This is a genomic window from Pleomorphomonas oryzae DSM 16300 (genome assembly GCF_000422965.1).
Lineage (GTDB): Bacteria > Pseudomonadota > Alphaproteobacteria > Rhizobiales > Pleomorphomonadaceae > Pleomorphomonas > Pleomorphomonas oryzae.
On sequence record NZ_AUHB01000011.1, the window covers coordinates 149,867 to 166,139 of the forward strand.

The following is a 16,273-nucleotide window of genomic DNA, read 5'->3' on the forward strand; positions in this document are numbered from 1 at the left end:
AATCGGCAAACGGAATACCGAGGTCATTTTCAATGCATCTCGGTATCACGCTGCCAGTCCGGCTTGCCGGTAACTGCGTTGGACCTCGTCGCGCAGGTCGTTCCAGATGGTGTGCGCGATGTCGATGAATTGCGGCTCGTAACGGATCTCGGCCATGACGCGCGGGCGCGGAATGCCGATCGGGTAGACGGATTTGACCGTCCCCGGGCCCGAGGTCAGGACATAGACCTTGTCGGCCAGCGCGATGGCTTCTTCCAGATCGTGGGTGATGAAGATGACCGACGCCTTCGAGCCAGCCCAAAGCTTCAGAAGTTCTTCATGCATCAGCACGCGGGTCTGGACGTCGAGAGCCGAGAAGGGCTCGTCCATCAGCAGGATCTTCGGCTCGTTGATGAAGGTCTGAGCGAGCGAGACGCGCTTGCGCATGCCGCCCGAGAGCTGATGCGGATAGTGATGCTCGAACTTCGTGAGGCCGATACGGCTCAGCCAGTCCCGCGCCACCTGGTAGGACTCAGCCTTCGGACGGCCGCGAAACATCGGGCCGGCCACGACATTGTCGATGACGTTGCGCCAGGGAAACAGCGCGTCGGTTTGAAAGACGAAGCCGATGCGCCGGTCGATGCCGTTGATCGGCTGGCCGAAGATGCGGACCTCGCCGGCCGACGGCTTGTTGAGGCCGGTGATGAGATTGAGCGTCGTCGACTTGCCGCAGCCGGTCGGGCCGACCACGGCGACAAACTCGCCCTCGTCGACGCGCATGGAAAAATTGTGGAGGGCAGTCAGGGACTTGCCCGTGGGCGAGACGAACCGGCGGCTGACATTGATCAACTCGACCGAGGGGGCGTTGGAAGCTTGAGTCGACATGAGTTCCTTTCCCTCGGCCCGCGGAACGGACCAAGGCGACATGTGTGATCGCGACGAAAAGGGTGGGGCGACGAAGTCCGCCGCCCCGTGACAATGGACGCGTTACTTCGCGGCCTTCACGAACTCGGTCGTGTAGGTCTTGGTGAGATCGATGGTCTTGCCCTTGACGTTCTTGGAGAAGCCGGAGAGGACGGCGAGCACCGTGGCCGGGCCGTCTTCCGGCATCACGCCATCGGGTGTGAACATCCCCTTGCCGGCATCGAGAGCCTTCACATAGCCCTCCTTGTCGCCGACGTAGTAGTCGGCCGGCATCTCAGCGGCGATCTCGGCGCCGGTGTGGGTGTTGATGTACTTCAGCGTCTTGACGAAGGCATTGGCGAGCTTCTGCGCCGTGTCCTTGTGGCTCTCGACATAGTCGGTGGCCATGTAGAGCGAGGCGGCCGGATAGGTGCCGCCGAGCGCGGCCTTGGCGCCTTCGACGGTGCGCATGTCGACCAGCACGGCCGCCTGGCCGGTCTTCAGCAGGCGGGTGATGGTCGGCTCGGTGGTCATGCCGGCCTGGATCTGGTCCTGCTGCATGGCGGCGATGAAGGTGTCGCCGGCGCCGACGGGCACCGAGGTGAATTCGCCGAGCTTCACGCCGGACTTGACCGCCATATACTGGGTCAGGAAGTTGGTGGACGAGCCGAGCCCGGTCACGCCGAGGTTCTTGCCCTTGAAGTCGGCGGGCGACTTGATCTCGGGATGCTTGGTCGACACCAGCTCGACCTCGCCGGGCGCCCGGCTGAACTGGACGACGGATTCGACGAACTTGCCCTTCGACTGCAGGTCGATGCAATGGTCGTAGAAGCCGACCACGCCCTGCACCTGGCCGGCGAGCAGTTCGTTCTCGGCGTCGACGCCGGCAGCCTCGTTGATGAGGTCCACATCAAGCCCTTCGTCCTTGAAGTAGCCGAGACGCTCGGTCAACTTCGCCGGCAGATAGATCTGCTTTTCATAGCCACCCACGACGATGGTGATCTTGTCGGCGGCATGAACGGCCGACACGGACGCAACGGCGACGAGCGCAAGGGCGGTGGACGAGAGAGCTTTGCTGAATGCCGACATAGGGTTCCTCCTCAGTGATTCTTAGCGCGCCGTTCGATCCGACTGACTCGGACCGGCGCTCCAGGGCCTTGTTGTGTAAGCCTCATCTTGCCGATCCTCTTTTCCCTTCGGCCGGATGACGCTGTTGTTTCTTGGTATTGCATTGCTTTCGCGGAAAACCGGTTCCCACTTTTCCGCACAATGCTAGCGATCGGCTGCTCTTTGTTTCGAGAGCGGATAGGCTAAGTCCGACCGCTAAACTACGTACGTAACACTACAAGCTTTCAGTGAGCTTTCAGTGAGCGCGATGGGCGGACGTGCTTGATGTCCGACGGGTGGGACTGGAACATCACCGTGCCGCATGGCTCGCATTGTCACCGGATTGAGCGGCTGGTTTGGCATCCCACGCGAGCGATACCTGCTGATCTGGTCACGGCTGTGAGGGGGCAGCTTTGCGCTCATGCCGGACATTCGGGGCTAGCCACGATGAACATGAAATCGGACAGGCACTTAAGACACACTAAGCGCCCTTCCATGAGGCCCTGCTTGCCCTATATCATAAGCTATTAAGCCGGGGGGCGTGCATGACAGATTTTCCGGTACCAGGTCCGGCAGGATCAACTCTTACTCTCATGGTCGCATCCGGCCACCCAGTATTCATCGTTGGTCGCAACGGGACGGGCAAATCCGCCCTCATGAACTGGCTCCGGCAAAAGTCTCAGGCGAACGTAGTCTACCTGCCGGGGAGCAGGACTGCTCTTTTCGATGGTGAGAGCCTGTCACTCACGCCCCAAAGCAGAAGGGATCTCACGGACAATCTGGCATACTGGGACATTAAAACCGAGTCCCGGTGGACAAACAATTTTGGCAATCGGCGAAATGAGAAAGCGATTCACGACCTGACGGCGGCGGAACACCAATACAAGAATGACTGCGCGAACACGATCGCAGTAAATTCAGACCCGGTCATAACAGCCGCTGCGATTGCCAAATTGCAATCTAGAGAGTCCCCTCTCGATAAGGTCAACCAGCTCCTTGAGCAAGCCAACATTTCCGTCCAGATGCTCATAGCTGACGATGAACTCAAGGCAGTGTCAGGCGGCAATATATTCAGTTATGCCCGGATGTCCGACGGAGAGCGTATTGCGCTCATACTGATCGCGGAGGTGATCTCGGCGAAGCCGGGCGTGATTTTCTTGATCGACGAGCCCGAGTTGCACCTTCATCGTTTGATCGTCATTCCCCTGATCGCGACGCTTATCAAGTCGCGTCCCGACTGCGAGTTCGTAATCAGCACGCATGAGCTGGATTTACCAACATCTATCGCCAAGTCGCGCGTGTGCATCGTGCGGTCGGTCACTTGGCAATCCGATGGGGAGAAGGCGCATTGGGACTTCGATATCGTTGATCAGATGGACGACCTTCCCGAAGGGCTCGTCACCGATATCCTTGGTTCAAGGCGTCGCGTTCTTTTCACCGAGGGCGCTGCCAGCAGCCTCGACGTTCCAATGTACTCCGTTTTGTTTCCAAAGGTCTCGATCAGGCCGAAAGGCAGTTGCAAGGAAGTGCAGCATGCGGTGTTCGGCATCCACTCGACAACCGGACTTCATCGCACAGAAGCCTTTGGCCTGATCGATAATGACGGTATGACCGAGCAAACCATCAGCGAGTTCCAAGCGGAGAATATCTATCCGCTTCCATTTTTCTCGGTGGAGTCGCTCTACTATGACGCGGATGTCCTAGCTGCTGTCGCTAAGCGGCAGGCGTCGACCCATGAGGCAGATGAGGAGAAGCAAGCCGAATTGGTGGCGGGCTTTCTTGCCGATGTTCTTGCTCAGGGGATCGACGCAGCGGCAAAGCAAGGAACGGCAGAGCATCTGGCCGGTCGGCTCGCCGAGCGGCAAGTGCGCGACGCACTTCTTGCCCAGATGCCGAAGCGGGAGGAACTCATCGCAACGATCTCTCCGACCATTCAGATCGTTGGACAGTCCGCCTATCCTGCAGAGCTTGCGCGTTTCCAAGAAATGATAGCCGCACGAGACCTTCAAGGCATCATAGCCCGCTACCCGGTTCGGCATTCGCAGATCCTCGGTGCCATAGCGAAGGCGCTGAAGTTTCAAGGCCGCGCGGACTATGAGACGGCGGCTGTCGCTCGAATATCTTCGGACGAGGCGTTGCGCGAGAAGCTACTTTTGAAGCTTGCTCCTCTATCAACTGTGATCAACGGATAGACGTGCCGCCAAATTTTACCTGAATCAGAAGCAATCCTTATCTGGAAGCGAAAGATCGCTATCCGCGTTTGGTTTCCCAGAAGCCGCCCGTCCCCTGCCGGCCAATAGCGGACGCTCAGATATTCATCTTCTGAAGCCGATGCCGGCGCCTACCATCCTCATCGTACCACCGGCCCTACCTCCGCCCGGGCCCCGCTTCCCCACATTGAGCGCCACGGCGTCCCGCACCAGCGTCTTGAACGCTTCGGCATCCACCGTTTCGCCCAGCTCTCCTTGTCGCGGATCGAACGGCTGCCTTGGGACCCCAGTCGACGTCACGGCTCCGGCGACCTCGGGGGCGCCTCGCGATCTCTCCCTCATCGATCCTGCACCATTGCCGATTTGGCGTTCATCGGCGCAAAGCCGAACTGCGCCTTGAAGGCGCGGCTGAAGGCGGCCTCGGAGTCGTAGCCCACCTGTCTTGCCACCGACCCGACCTTGGCATCGGGCTGGCGCATCAGGCTGAGGGCGAGGGTCAGCCGCCAGCGGCTGTGGTAGGCAAGCGGGGCCTCCTTCACCAGGGCGGTGAAGCGCGCCGCGAAGCCGGATCTCGACAGGCCGGCCACCTTGGCCAGGTCGAGCACAGTCCAGCGCCGATAGGGTTCGTCGTGGATGGCCTTGAGCGCGCGGCTGATGCGCGGATCGCCCAGCGCGCCCAGCCAGCCGACGCTGCCGCCCTGCTCGATCCTGACCCAGCTGCGGAGAATTCGGATCACCAGCACGTCGATCAGCCGGGAAATCATGATCGACGCGCCGGGATACACCTCGCGCGCTTCCTTCATCATGAAATAGCCGAGGCCTTCGGCCCAGCCGGTGGTTTCGCCGCTCGCCTTGGGAATGTGAATGACCGACGGCAGCGCCGACACCACCCAGGGCACCGCCGCGCTTGCGAAATGAAAGGCACCGGCGATCAGCCGGGTCGGCGCGCCCCCGCCGCCGTGAGAGACGTTGAGCTGTTCGGCGGTGAATTGCTCCGCCATCAGGGTGGCAAGGTCGGCCTCAGTGGTGCACTGGCCATCGCTCAGGCCGTGCCCCACGCCGCGCGGCAGCATGATGAGATCGCCGGTGGCCACCTGAAGCACCCGGCCCTGATCGTTGGCGATCGTCAGGCCGCCTTCCAGCACGATCAGGAAATAGGCCGCCCCCGGCGGAACGCGCAGCGCCCAGGGCTGGCTGAGCTCGGCGGTGAAGACGATTTCGCCATGCAGGCTGACCATGGCCAGGATCTGCGACAGCAGGTCGACGCGCGAGGCGAGCATGCCCTGAGTTTTGGACGATGGAGCATGCAATTCAGGGCCTCGGTCATGGTCATGCATCATGGAAAGCCCTAATTTGGCGGTGTCTTCAACGAGAACTTCTCTCGCTGAAAGAACAGGTTACGCGGAGCGAGGGGCCAGTCCAGGCCTTTCCGGCGCGATCACCGACAGCATTGCAGATTATCCGAATTAGGCAACCGCGCCGATGCGCGCCCACAGGAGTTCTAAATGAAAGCCCTTTTTGTCTCTGCCCTCATGCTCACCACCGCCCTCATGGGCGCTGCCCCGGCCTCGGCCCAGTCCAAGCCTGCCATCAAGAACATCGTTCTCGTGCACGGCGCCTTCGTCGACGAGACCAGTTGGGATGGCGTCGCCGCGATCCTTACCGCTAAGGGTTACCACGTGACGGCGGTGAAGAACCCGCTGACCTCGCTCGCCGACGACGTTGCCGCCACCAAGGCGGTGGTCGATGCACAGGATGGTTCGGTTGTCCTGGTCGGGCATTCCTGGGGCGGCGTGGTGATCGGCGAGGCCGGCGACGACGCCAAGGTGGCCTCGCTCGTCTACGTGTCGGCGTTTGCACCCGACAAGGGCGAGACCATCAGCGCGCTGGCGGCCAGCGGCCCGGCAACGCCTGGCGTGGCGGCCATCCGGCCCGACGCGAAGGGCTACCTGACGATCGATCCGGCCGTGTTCCCCAGCGCGGTGGCGGGCGATCTGCCCAAGCAGATCGGCGAGCATCTGGCGGCGCACCAGATGCCGATCAACCACACCGCCTTCGATGAGCCGGCCAAGGTCGCCGCGTGGCATGAGAAGCCGAGCTGGTACGTGCTGAGCGCCAAGGACCTCGTCCTCGATCCCCACGCCCAGGCCTTCTTTGCCGAGCGGATGAAGGCCAAGGTGACCTCGGTCGAGGGCAGCCATGCCTCGCTGGCCTCGCACGCCAAGGACGTGGCCGCGGTGATCGAAGCGGCGGCCGGTGCGAAGTAGTTTCCGGCAACCGATGCCATCGCCCGCAGGTGCTGGGCGGTGGCATCCGCGGGCAACGCGCGTGAAGGTGCTGGCCGCGGTTTCAATTGGCGCGGCCGAGAAGTAAAAGAGATCACTGGACGCCGTTTGTCCGGTGCGCCATGTCTGGACCATGCGTCCTGTCGTCGACATTCTCGCTGATGAGCCAACCGCTGATGAGCGCGAGCAACTCCTCAAGTTGCTCCTGGACTTCAATGGTCGGCACACAGCTCACCTGATGGAACGGCCCGATCTTGGGATCCTTCTCAGGGACCCCGATACGGCCGAGATTATTGGCGGCCTCTACGCTTGCGACGAATACAACTGGCTGTTCATCAAATATCTCATTGTGCCGGAGGCGCTGAGAGGCAAAGGCCTGGGTGCCGAGCTGATGCGGGAGGCAGAGCGAGTTGCCCGTGAGCGAGGATGCCTTGGCATGTTCCTCGACACGTTCGACTTTCAGGCGAAGCCGTTTTACCTCAAATTTGGGTTTGAGCAGTTTGGCGAGCTTGAGGGAGATGCCCACACGCCTCGCCGGTTCTTTCTGAAGAAGCTGCTTTAATTTCGCCGGGGTTTCTGCTTGCCGACGTTGAGCGCAACGGCGTGGCCGATCAGCGCCTTGAACGCCTCGGCGTCCACCGTCTCGCCCTCGTGGATGTCGATGGCGCGGCGGGTGCCGCCGGTGAGGCCGGCGTTGAACAGGCCCGAGGGGTCGGGCAGGGCGGCGCCCTGGGCGAAGGTCAGCTTGACGTAGGTCTTGTAGACCTCGCCGGTGCAGATGATGCCGGCGTGCTCCCAGGTCGGTACGCCCGAGGGGTTGGTGGGCTTGGCCCATTTCACGGCCTCGACGACGTCGGGATCGGCCTCGCGGATCAGGCCGCGCATCCTTTTCAGCGCTTCGCCCCGCCAGTCGCCGAGCCTTTCGAGCTTCAAGTCGATCTGGGCGGACGGCGAGTCTTGATCGGTCATGGCAGGTCCTCCGGTGCACGCGGCGGTGGCAGCATGCATCGCGTCCCGGCTGGTACGCAATCCCCCTTAGATTCCTCGCGCGTATCTCGCCGGCGGCACGCCGACGTGCCTTGAGAAGGCGATGGTGAAGGTGCTGGCGGAGGCGTAGCCGACGCGTTCGGCGACCTCGGCGACGCCGGCTTCCTCGCGGCGCAGGAGATCCTTGGCCAGCGCCATGCGCCAGGCGAGGAGGTAGTCCATCGGCGACAGGCCGACGACGCGGCGGAAGCGCTCGAAGAAGACGCTGCGGGAGAGGCCGGCTTCCCGGGCGAGCTCCGGCACCGTCCAGGTGCGCGTCGGGTCCTCGTGCAGGCGGCGCAGCGCCACGGCGAGGCGCTCGTCGGCAAGGCCGTTGATCAGGCCGGGGGTGGGGCTGCTGCGTCCGATGGCGCGCAGCGCCTCGATCAGCAGCACTTCCAGAAGGTGGGTGAGGATGACGTCGCGGGCCGGGCGGACAGCGCGCGCCTCCTCGTCCACCAGTTCGACCAGCGTGGCAAGGCGCGGCTCGCCCCGCACGTGAATGAAGCGCGGCAACAGCGACAGCAGCAGGTCGGCATCGGCCGAGCGGAAGGTGCAGTAGCCGATGGCCATCCGCGCGTCGGTCGGCCCGTCCGGCCGGCCGAGCCGGAAGCGCCGCGGGCCGATCTCCAGCGGCAGGGTCACCACACCCTCGGGCGGCGGTTCGACGCTGGAGGTGGAGAAGTCGTTGACCGAGGGGATCAGCACGAAGTCGCCCTTCTCGACGACGATTGGCGGCTGGCCGTCGACCGTCAGAAGGCAGCTGCCCTCGAGGATGGCGGCATAGAAGGGGCGGCCCTCCTCGACCCGCCGCACGCGCCAGGCGCCCGCCGCCTCGACCAGCTTGGAGAAGGAGGCGCTGGGCTGGAGAAGGGTGACGACCTCGGCGAGGGGATCGGTCATTTCCGGACGCTCATAAAAGGATTCTGGACGATGCATCGTAGCAGATCCGGCATTGGCAATCTAGGATGAAGCTCTCAACAAATCAGGAGTAGGTTCCATGACGACGGTCTTGATCACCGGCTGCTCATCCGGTTTTGGACTTGAAACCGCCCGCCTGTTTTTGGGTCGCGGCTGGTCGGTTGTTGCGACGATGCGCCAGCCGAAGGCGGATATTCTGCCGGCCTCCGATCGCTTGAAGGTGCTGCCGCTCGACGTGACGGATGCCGGAAGCATTGCCGCGTGCCTCGCGGCGGCCGGCCCCATCGACGTGCTGGTCAACAATGCCGGCGTCGGCTTTCTCAATGCGCTGGAAGGCACGCCGATGGAGACGGCGCGGCTGCTGTTCGAAACCAACACGCTCGGCACCATGGCGATGACGCAGGCGGTGCTGCCGCAGTTCCGCGAGCGCAAGGCGGGCGTGATCGTCAACGTGACCTCGACGGTGACGGTGGCGCCGCTGCATCTCCTGTCGGTCTACACGGCGACCAAGGCGGCGGTGAATGCGTTCACGGAAAGCGTGGCGCTGGAGCTGGAGCCCTTCGGCATCCGCGCGCGCATCGTGCTGCCGGGCCGGGCACCGGACACCTCGTTCGGCGACAACGCCCGCGGGCTGATGAAGGCGGGCATCCACGACGCCTATTCCGAGATCGCCGAGGGCGTGTTCGCCAGATGGGCCAAGGAGCCGGTGGACGAGGTGACGCACGCCGTCGACGTGGCCGAGGCGGTGTGGCGGGCGGCGACCGATCCGGCGTGTCCGATGCTCATTCCGGCGGGGGTGGATGCTGTGGCGATGATGCGGGCGGCCGAGCGGGTGCTGGCGTGAGGTAGGGCCCGGACGGCCCCGGTACGCGCGCACGATCGTTCAAGATCGGCGTCAGGTCTCGTGCCAAGGTTAGTCGCAGCTAGCCTTGCACGGGATCGATTTCCGTTCCCAGTCAGACACAGGACGTTCAGATGAAACCAGTCAACCTCGACGACAAGCTGAGCCAGTTTTCAAGTCACTGGGATCCGCATGTGGTCGCCGACTATAACGACAACGACGTGATGGTCGTGAAGTTCATGGGCGAGTACCCCTTCCACAAGCACGATACGACCGATGACTTCTTCTATGTCCTGGAGGGCGAAATGGAGATGGACATCGAGGGGGAGCCGCCGCGCACCGTCAAGGCCGGCGAGCTGTTCATCGTTCCCAAGGGCGTCGTGCATCGTCCTCGCGCCAAGAGTGAGGTCAAGGTGCTGCTCATCGAACCGAAAGGCGAGCCGAACTCCGGCGATTCCGGCCGGGAACCAGCCACCAAGCCACGCATCTAGCCGTTCCATCGCTCGATCGACCCTCCGAGGCGGGAGACCCATATGGGCCGATCGCTCCATCCTGCCTGAGATCCTCTGCCTGCGCAGAGGAAGACAAAATTATATCTACGCAGAGGAAAGCAGAATCATTATATCCACGCAGAGGAAAGCAGAATTATATAAAAGAAACAAATATATAGATTGTCTTCCTCTGCGCAGGCAGAGGATCTCGGGCAGAAAAGGGCGAGGCCGGATTATCGGGCTCGACGGGCTTCAACCGTCGCCCTTGTATCTGGCAGCCCTCCGCCGCTGGAAAGGGCGCTACGTTTCGAACGGCTGCGAGGGCGGCTCGGCCAGGGTGAGGTGGTTGCCGTCGGGGTCTCTCATCTGGGCGATGTGTCCGTAGTCGCCTTGGGATTCACCGACCAGGTTCACGCCGAGTTGCTGGAGCGATCGGCGTGCGTCATCCATTTTCGGCACGACGATGGTCAGTCTGCCGGACCCCGCATGCAGCTTATCCAGGAAGATCTGGATGTTGGCGCCGGCGACGTTGCGCCATTGGATCAACCCATCCATGGGGCGATCGTCGGGCTCACGGTCGAAGAGCTGGGTGTAGAACGCTTCGGCAACATCCATGTTCGCCGAGGCGATCGCGGCGTAAATGCCCTGGATTTGCATGCATCGGCCTCCTCATCCGGCCGCCGGCAGGCCGGCCCGATAGCAGGGCGGCATGCCGGCGGAGGTGAACGTTTCATGCCGTTAGCCGGTCTGGCTGTGCATGCCGCCGGGACGGGAGATGCCGGTCAGCGCTTGCCCGGCCACGCCATCGGCGGTGGCCACGGCTATGTCGCCGAGCGAGAGAATGCCCACCAGTTGCTTGTCGCGATCGAGAACCGGCAGGCGGCGCACCTGGGCGTCGCTCATGTTGCGCGTCACCTCGTCGATCTGCTGATCGGCGAAGCAATAGCTGATGTCGTCGGTCATGACGTCGCGCACCTTGGTTTCCGGCCCCTTGCCTCGAGCCACGGCACGGATCGCGATATCCCGGTCGGTGATCATGCCGACGAGGCGGTTGTTGTCGCTCACCGGCAACGCGCCGGCGTCGAGCCTTGCCATCAGCTGGGCGGCTTGGGCGATGCTTTCTTCGACATTGGCGATGGTCACATCACGCGTCATCGCTTCGCTTACTTGCATGAAGGCCTCCTCTGTCTGGGATCGGGCCGCGAGCCGTTCGAGGTCGTTTCTCGCGACGCCGATGGAGGGAAACCAGGCAATCGGCCCGATGTTCCCGCCATGGCGGGTTTTCTTCGGGCGGCCGGGCTTACCGCACCTGCTGCAGCCGGCCGTTGGCGTCGAACCAGCAGGCGAAGACGGCTTGGCGGCCGCGGTCGCGGAAGCTGCCTTGCACCACGAAGCGGCGGCCGTCGCGGCTGGGCAGGCTGGTCATGATGTCGGATGGACGCACGCGGAACCGGGCCGATGCTTCGTCGCGGCAGACGGCGGCCATGCGCTCCATGACGGGGCCGGGACGGCCGGGGATCGGCCCGCCTTGAATCGGCGGCGGCATGCGCGGCGGCATCACCCGGCAGACGGCGTCGGGGCCGCGCATCCTGGAGGACACGTCGAGCCGACCGCCGGGGCCGACGATGACCGAGACGGCGATGGGGCCGAGGCGGGCTTCATAGGAGCGGTCGTCGAAGGTTCTCACCCGGGCCGGCTGGCCGTTGATGAAGATCCGGCCGCCGTTGTCGGCCTGAACGTCGATGCGGCCGGGGCAGGCGGCGCTGAAGGCCGGCACCCTGGCCTCGGCCGGCGTGGCCAGCCAGAAGACGCAGAACACCAGCGACGCGGCGGCGGTGACAGCCGCCTTGCTGCTCGAAATCCAATGGGCGGTCGCATGGACGATCGACATGACAGGGCCTCGTTGTTCGATTGCGGGATCCCCTTTGTTTCCTGGCAATCGGGCGACAGCGAGGCGCCGGAGCAACACGGAGGCTCTAGCTCCGAACGATCTCCATCAGCTCGATGCGATTGCCGAAGGGGTCGCTGACGTAGCGCCGGAGGTAACCGTCGAGTGGCTGGTCGGCGACGGTGGGAAAGCCGGCTTGCTCCAGTTGGGCACAGAGGCTTTCGAGGTTGTCGACGATGAAGGCCGGATGGGCTTTTCTCGCGGCGACAAAATCGGCATCGACGCCGAGATGCACCTTGACGGCGCCGGCTTCGAACCAGCAGCCGCCGCGCGCCTGAAGATGGGCCGGCTTGGGCCGCTCCGTCAGGCCCAGCAAACGGCCGTAAAACGCCCGCGCGGCCGCTTCCCGCCCCGCCGGCATCGCCAACTGGATATGATCGATGCGCTGGATCGCCATGCCGCCTCCAGGTTTGCCTTGGCAGTATAGCCCTGTTTACTCCGTCCGGTCGAAGCTCCGCAGCAGGGTCCACATCTCGCGGCCGCGTGACGGTTGTCCGCGCTCCCGCCCGGATATCAGACGATGCCGAGCTGGTCCTTGATGGCCGGCAGCAGGCGGCGGCTGATGGGGATGGCGCGGCCGCGCCGCGTGACGAATTCGGCGAGGCCGGCGTCGATGTAGCGCAGCTTCTCCACCTGATTGACGTTGATCAGAAACTGGCGGTGGCAGCGCAGCAACGGCGTGCGCCGCTGCAGGAGGTTGAGCGGCACGGCCGTCGGCCGTTCCTCGCCGGAAAGGTCGGTGACGTAGACGCCGGAGAGGCGCGACTCGACGCTCTCCACCTCGTCGATCTTGACGAAATACACCACATGCTGGCCGAAGCAGGGGATCTGGCGCAGGTGGTTGGCTTCCGGCAGGACGGAGAAATCCTGGGTGTGACGATCCGAGCGCAGGCGATCCAGCGTCAGGTCGAGGCGTTCGCGCGTCACCGGCTTCAGGAGATAGTCGAAGGCGTTCTTCTCGAAGGCCTGCACGGCGTAGTCGTCGAAGGCGGTGAGAAAGACGATGTAGGGCATGTTGCCGTGATTGATCAGGCCCAGCATCTCGATGCCGGTGATCTGCGGCATCTGGATGTCGAGAAAGACCACGTCGGGCTTCCGCCGGCCGATCGCTGCGAGCGCCTCGATGGCGTTGCCGCATTCGCCGATGATCTCGATATCCGGCGCTTCCGCGAGAGCCCGGCGCAGCTCCTGGCGGGCGTGCGGTTCGTCGTCGACAATCAGGGCGGTGATCATTGGGGCACGACCTCCATGGGAACGCGGACCGTCGCCAGCGTCGCGACGCCGCGCTGGCAGCTCATCGTCACGCCTGAGCCGTCTCCATAGCGGTTGCGGATGCGCCGGTCGACGATGTTCATGCCGAGCCCCTCGCGCTCGGGCTTGGGCTGATAGAGGCCGGCATTGTCTTCCACCTCCAGGATCAATTCGCCGTCTTCCTTGCGGGCCCGGATGGCGATGCGGCCGATGTCGAGCAGCTGCGAGGTGCCGTGCTTGACGGCGTTCTCCACCAGCGGCTGCAGCGTGAAGGCCGGCAGACGCGCCGACAGCAGATCGTCGGGGATGTTGAACTCCACGACGAGGCGGTCGGGAAAGCGGGCCAGCTGGATGCTGAGATAGGCGCGGATATGCTCGATCTCGTCGGCGAGCGTCACGTCCTCGGTCGGCCGCTTGAGATTCTTGCGCAGGAAAGTCGAGAGGTCAGCGATCAGTTCGCGCGCCTTGGCCGGGTCGTCGTAGGTGATGGACAGGATGGTGTTGAGGGCGTTGAACAGGAAGTGCGGGTTGATCTGGGCGTGCAGGAGCTTGAGTTCGGATTGCAGCAGCAGGCTCTTCTGCCGCTCGTAGCGCCCGGCCAGGATCTGCCCGGACAAGAGCTTGGCGATGCCTTCCCCCAGCGTCCGGTTGATGGTGGAGAAGATGCGCGTCTTGGGCTCGTAGAGCTTGATGGTGCCGATGACCTGCCCGTCCTCGCCGGCCAGCGGGATCACCAGGGACGAGCCGAGGCGGCAGGTGGGACTGATCGAGCATTGATAGGCGACCTCGTTGCCGTCGGCAAAAAACACCTCGTTGTTGGCGATGGCGGTGAGGGTATGCGGCGAGGTGATGGGTGTGCCCGGCAGGTGGTGGTCGTCGCCGATGCCGATGAAGGCGAGAATCTTCTCGCGGTCGGTGATGGCGACGGCGCCGACACCCGTCTGATCGTAGAGGATGCGCGCGACGCGCATGCTGTTTTCCTGGTTGAAGCCCTGGCGCAGCACGCCGTCGGCGTGGGCGGCGATCTCCAGCGCCTTGGCCGAGAAGGCCCGTGACTGGCGATCGATCCGGTCGCGCTGGTCGATGAGGATTTCCATGAACAGGGCGCCGCCGAGGGTGTTGGCGATCAGTTCCGGCAGGGCGATCAGCGCCACGATGCGGAGAGATTCGTCGAAGGGCCGCGACAGGGCGAGGTCGATGGACAATTCGAGAAGGATGCCGATGGCGATGACGGTGGCTGCCAGCGACGGGCTGAACAGCATCTTCACCTTGCCGTGCCGGACCAGGTAGCGGTGGGTCAGGCCGCCGATGAGGCCCTGCACCGCGATGTCGATCGCGGCGGCCAGCGCGAACGAGCCGCCGAGAAGATAGCGGTGGATGCCGCCCGTGATGCCCACCGCCAGCCCGACCACCGGGCCACCCAACAGACCGCCGAGAACGGCGCCGATGGCCGGCGTGTTGGCGATGGCATTGGCCTTGACCACCGGCAGGCCGAGCAGCGTGCCCATGATGCAGAAGGCCGAGAAGATGGCATAGCAGGCCAGCCGGTGCGGCCACAGAATGGTGGCACGGGTCAGCGGGATGAACAGCCGGGTCCGGCTGAGCAGGTAGGCGACGGCGAAGTAGACGCACATCTGCTGCAGCAGCGCCACCGACAGGGATATCACCGACTGAAGGTCCATCGCCAAATCCATCCGCCCCGGCGCCGCGAACCCGCCGCCGGTTCGGTGCACTATAGCCGGGCGGGCAGGCGCCCCGCCCGCTGCAATTGGTTGGAGGGACCGGCCGGTGAACCGGTCCCCCGTTTGGTCTCCCGGCCGTTCTTCTGTTCGTTCAGGGCGCCCAGCGGATGGCCTCGAACACCTGTTCGGCCGCCTCGGGCGTCGGGGCGGCGACCTTCAGCGCCAGGCCGCCGCACGAGGTCTCGCGGTACTTGGAACTCATGTCCTTGCCGATCTCGAACATCACCTCCATCACCTTGTCCAGCGACACCAGCGGCTCGCTCGACCGGCAGAGGGCCATGCGGGCGGCATTGATCGCCTTGATGGCGCCCATGGCATTGCGCTCGATGCAGGGGATCTGCACCTGCCCGCCCACCGGATCGCAGGTCAGGCCAAGGTTGTGCTCCATGGCGACTTCGGCGGCGATGCAGACCTGAAGCGGCGAGGCGCCCAAAAGCTCGGCGAGGCCGCCGGCCGCCATGGAACAGGCGACGCCCACTTCGCCCTGACAGCCCACCTCGGCGCCGGAGATCGAGGCATTGGTCTTGAACAGCGCGCCGATGGCGGCCGAAGCCAGGAAGTAGCGCTGGCAGATGTCGTCGTCGACCGGTTGGATGAAGTGGTTGTAATAGGCCAGCACCGCTGGAACGATGCCGCAGGCGCCGTTGGTCGGGGCGGTCACCACCCGTCCGCCGGCGGCGTTCTCCTCGGAGACGGCCAGGGCGAACATGTTGACCCAGTCGATGACGCTCATGGGATCGCGGCTGAGCGCTTCCGACGAGGCCAGACGCCGCCTGAGCGCCGCCGCGCGCCGCGGCACGTGGAAGGGGCCGGGCAGCACGCCGTCGGCCTTCATGCCGCGCTCCATGCACTGCCGCATCTTCAGCCAGATGTTCGCGAAATAGTCGCGGATCTCCGTCTCATCGTGCAGGCACAGCTCGTTCTGAAGCACCAGCCCGGCGAACGACAGACCGGACCGCCGACAATGGGTGAGCAACTCCTCGGCCGTCGCGTAGGGGTAGGGGAAGGCGGTGGCATCGGGGCCGGCGGCGGTCTGCTCGCCGTCCTCGACGATGAAGCCGCCGCCGACGGAATAGTAGCATTTTTCAAGGAGCACCTGCTCGCCGCAGCGGGCCCGGATGCGCAGGCCATTCTCGTGGCGCGGCAGGTTGGACCGGTGGAAGGTCATCGCCTGCTCGGGAAAGTCGATCTCCGGACCGCCGCGGCCGAGGGGGAGCCGCCGGGTGTTGCGCACCTTCTGGATCAGGCCGGCGATGGCGTCGACATTCACCGTGTCAGGCCGTTCGCCCATCAGCCCGAGAATGAGGGCGACGTCGGTGAGATGGCCGCGCCCGGTGAGGGCGAGCGACCCGTAGACGTCGACGTCGAGGGCGGTGACGCCGGCAAGGCACTCTCCGGCCACGAGGTCGTCAAGGAAGCGGTTGGCGGCCTTCATCGGGCCGATGGTGTGCGAGCTCGAAGGGCCGATGCCGATCTTGTAGAGATCAAACATGCTGAGCATGGCGGAATTCCCTTGCGCGTGGGGCTGAAGGACTCGGCTGAAGGTCTCTCCGGCCGGGATGGCCGGAG

At 64.1% G+C, this 16,273-nt stretch carries 17 protein-coding genes; 5 read left to right on the forward strand and 12 right to left on the reverse strand.

Annotated features, from left to right (window positions below; genetic code table 11):
• Positions 1 to 45 precede the first annotated feature (45 nt).
• Positions 46 to 864 (reverse strand): ABC transporter ATP-binding protein, encoded by an 819-nt coding sequence (locus G522_RS0118155; RefSeq protein WP_026792261.1) that lies wholly within the window; start codon positions 862 to 864, stop codon positions 46 to 48.
• A gap of 102 nt (positions 865 to 966) precedes the next feature.
• Entirely contained in the window at positions 967 to 1,971 is a 1,005-nt protein-coding gene (locus G522_RS0118160) for an ABC transporter substrate-binding protein (protein ID WP_026792262.1), read from the reverse strand.
• 563 nt (positions 1,972 to 2,534) lie between these two features.
• Between G522_RS0118160 and G522_RS0118165 the strand changes: the two genes are divergently transcribed.
• Positions 2,535 to 4,181, forward strand: coding sequence for an AAA family ATPase (locus tag G522_RS0118165; protein WP_084633266.1), 1,647 nt, complete (start codon positions 2,535 to 2,537; stop codon positions 4,179 to 4,181).
• Between the two features lie 356 nt (positions 4,182 to 4,537).
• Here the strand turns inward: G522_RS0118165 and G522_RS0118175 are convergent, their stop codons facing one another.
• Complete coding sequence (locus tag G522_RS0118175) at positions 4,538 to 5,536, reverse strand: cupin domain-containing protein (protein WP_051228809.1); 999 nt, start codon at positions 5,534 to 5,536, stop codon at positions 4,538 to 4,540.
• A 168-nt stretch (positions 5,537 to 5,704) separates the two neighbouring features.
• Between G522_RS0118175 and G522_RS0118180 the strand changes: the two genes are divergently transcribed.
• A complete protein-coding gene (locus tag G522_RS0118180) occupies positions 5,705 to 6,466 on the forward strand; it encodes an alpha/beta hydrolase (protein ID WP_026792265.1) in 762 nt (253 codons plus the stop codon).
• 151 nt (positions 6,467 to 6,617) lie between these two features.
• A complete protein-coding gene (locus G522_RS0118185; protein ID WP_026792266.1) occupies positions 6,618 to 7,046 on the forward strand; it encodes a GNAT family N-acetyltransferase in 429 nt (142 codons plus the stop codon).
• Here the strand turns inward: G522_RS0118185 and G522_RS0118190 are convergent.
• Positions 7,043 to 7,453: a DUF1801 domain-containing protein gene (locus tag G522_RS0118190; protein WP_026792267.1), complete on the reverse strand. Its 411-nt coding sequence runs from the start codon at positions 7,451 to 7,453 to the stop codon at positions 7,043 to 7,045. The genes G522_RS0118185 and G522_RS0118190 overlap by 4 nt on opposite strands.
• 66 nt (positions 7,454 to 7,519) lie before the next feature.
• Positions 7,520 to 8,413: an AraC family transcriptional regulator gene (locus G522_RS0118195; RefSeq protein ID WP_026792268.1), complete on the reverse strand. Its 894-nt coding sequence runs from the start codon at positions 8,411 to 8,413 to the stop codon at positions 7,520 to 7,522.
• A gap of 97 nt (positions 8,414 to 8,510) precedes the next feature.
• On the opposite strand from G522_RS0118195, the gene G522_RS0118200 reads away from it, so the two are divergent.
• Together G522_RS0118200 and G522_RS0118205 are read left to right on the forward strand one after the other, a co-directional pair.
• Positions 8,511 to 9,275: an SDR family oxidoreductase gene (locus tag G522_RS0118200; protein WP_026792269.1), complete on the forward strand. Its 765-nt coding sequence runs from the start codon at positions 8,511 to 8,513 to the stop codon at positions 9,273 to 9,275.
• A gap of 131 nt (positions 9,276 to 9,406) precedes the next feature.
• Complete coding sequence (locus tag G522_RS0118205) at positions 9,407 to 9,763, forward strand: cupin domain-containing protein (RefSeq protein WP_026792270.1); 357 nt, start codon at positions 9,407 to 9,409, stop codon at positions 9,761 to 9,763.
• Positions 9,764 to 10,063: 300 nt separating this feature from the next.
• On the opposite strand, the gene G522_RS0118210 is transcribed toward G522_RS0118205, so the two are convergent.
• The 7 genes from G522_RS0118210 to G522_RS0118240 all read right to left on the reverse strand — a co-directional run bounded on the left by G522_RS0118210 (position 10,064) and on the right by G522_RS0118240 (position 16,205).
• On the reverse strand, positions 10,064 to 10,420 hold the full coding sequence (locus G522_RS0118210) for a VOC family protein (RefSeq protein WP_026792271.1): 357 nt from the start codon (positions 10,418 to 10,420) through the stop codon (positions 10,064 to 10,066).
• 81 nt (positions 10,421 to 10,501) lie between these two features.
• Positions 10,502 to 10,936: a CBS domain-containing protein gene (locus G522_RS0118215; protein ID WP_026792272.1), complete on the reverse strand. Its 435-nt coding sequence runs from the start codon at positions 10,934 to 10,936 to the stop codon at positions 10,502 to 10,504.
• A 127-nt stretch (positions 10,937 to 11,063) separates the two neighbouring features.
• Positions 11,064 to 11,654, reverse strand: coding sequence for a hypothetical protein (locus tag G522_RS29165; protein ID WP_051228793.1), 591 nt, complete (start codon positions 11,652 to 11,654; stop codon positions 11,064 to 11,066).
• 85 nt (positions 11,655 to 11,739) lie between these two features.
• On the reverse strand, positions 11,740 to 12,108 hold the full coding sequence (locus tag G522_RS0118225) for a VOC family protein (protein ID WP_026792273.1): 369 nt from the start codon (positions 12,106 to 12,108) through the stop codon (positions 11,740 to 11,742).
• Positions 12,109 to 12,224: 116 nt separating this feature from the next.
• Positions 12,225 to 12,944, reverse strand: coding sequence for a two-component system response regulator BtsR (gene btsR / locus G522_RS0118230; RefSeq protein ID WP_026792274.1), 720 nt, complete (start codon positions 12,942 to 12,944; stop codon positions 12,225 to 12,227).
• Complete coding sequence (locus tag G522_RS0118235; RefSeq protein WP_026792275.1) at positions 12,941 to 14,644, reverse strand: sensor histidine kinase; 1,704 nt, start codon at positions 14,642 to 14,644, stop codon at positions 12,941 to 12,943. Before G522_RS0118235 ends, btsR begins: the two co-directional genes overlap by 4 nt.
• A gap of 151 nt (positions 14,645 to 14,795) precedes the next feature.
• Complete coding sequence (locus G522_RS0118240; protein WP_026792276.1) at positions 14,796 to 16,205, reverse strand: L-serine ammonia-lyase; 1,410 nt, start codon at positions 16,203 to 16,205, stop codon at positions 14,796 to 14,798.
• Positions 16,206 to 16,273: the final 68 nt, after the last annotated feature.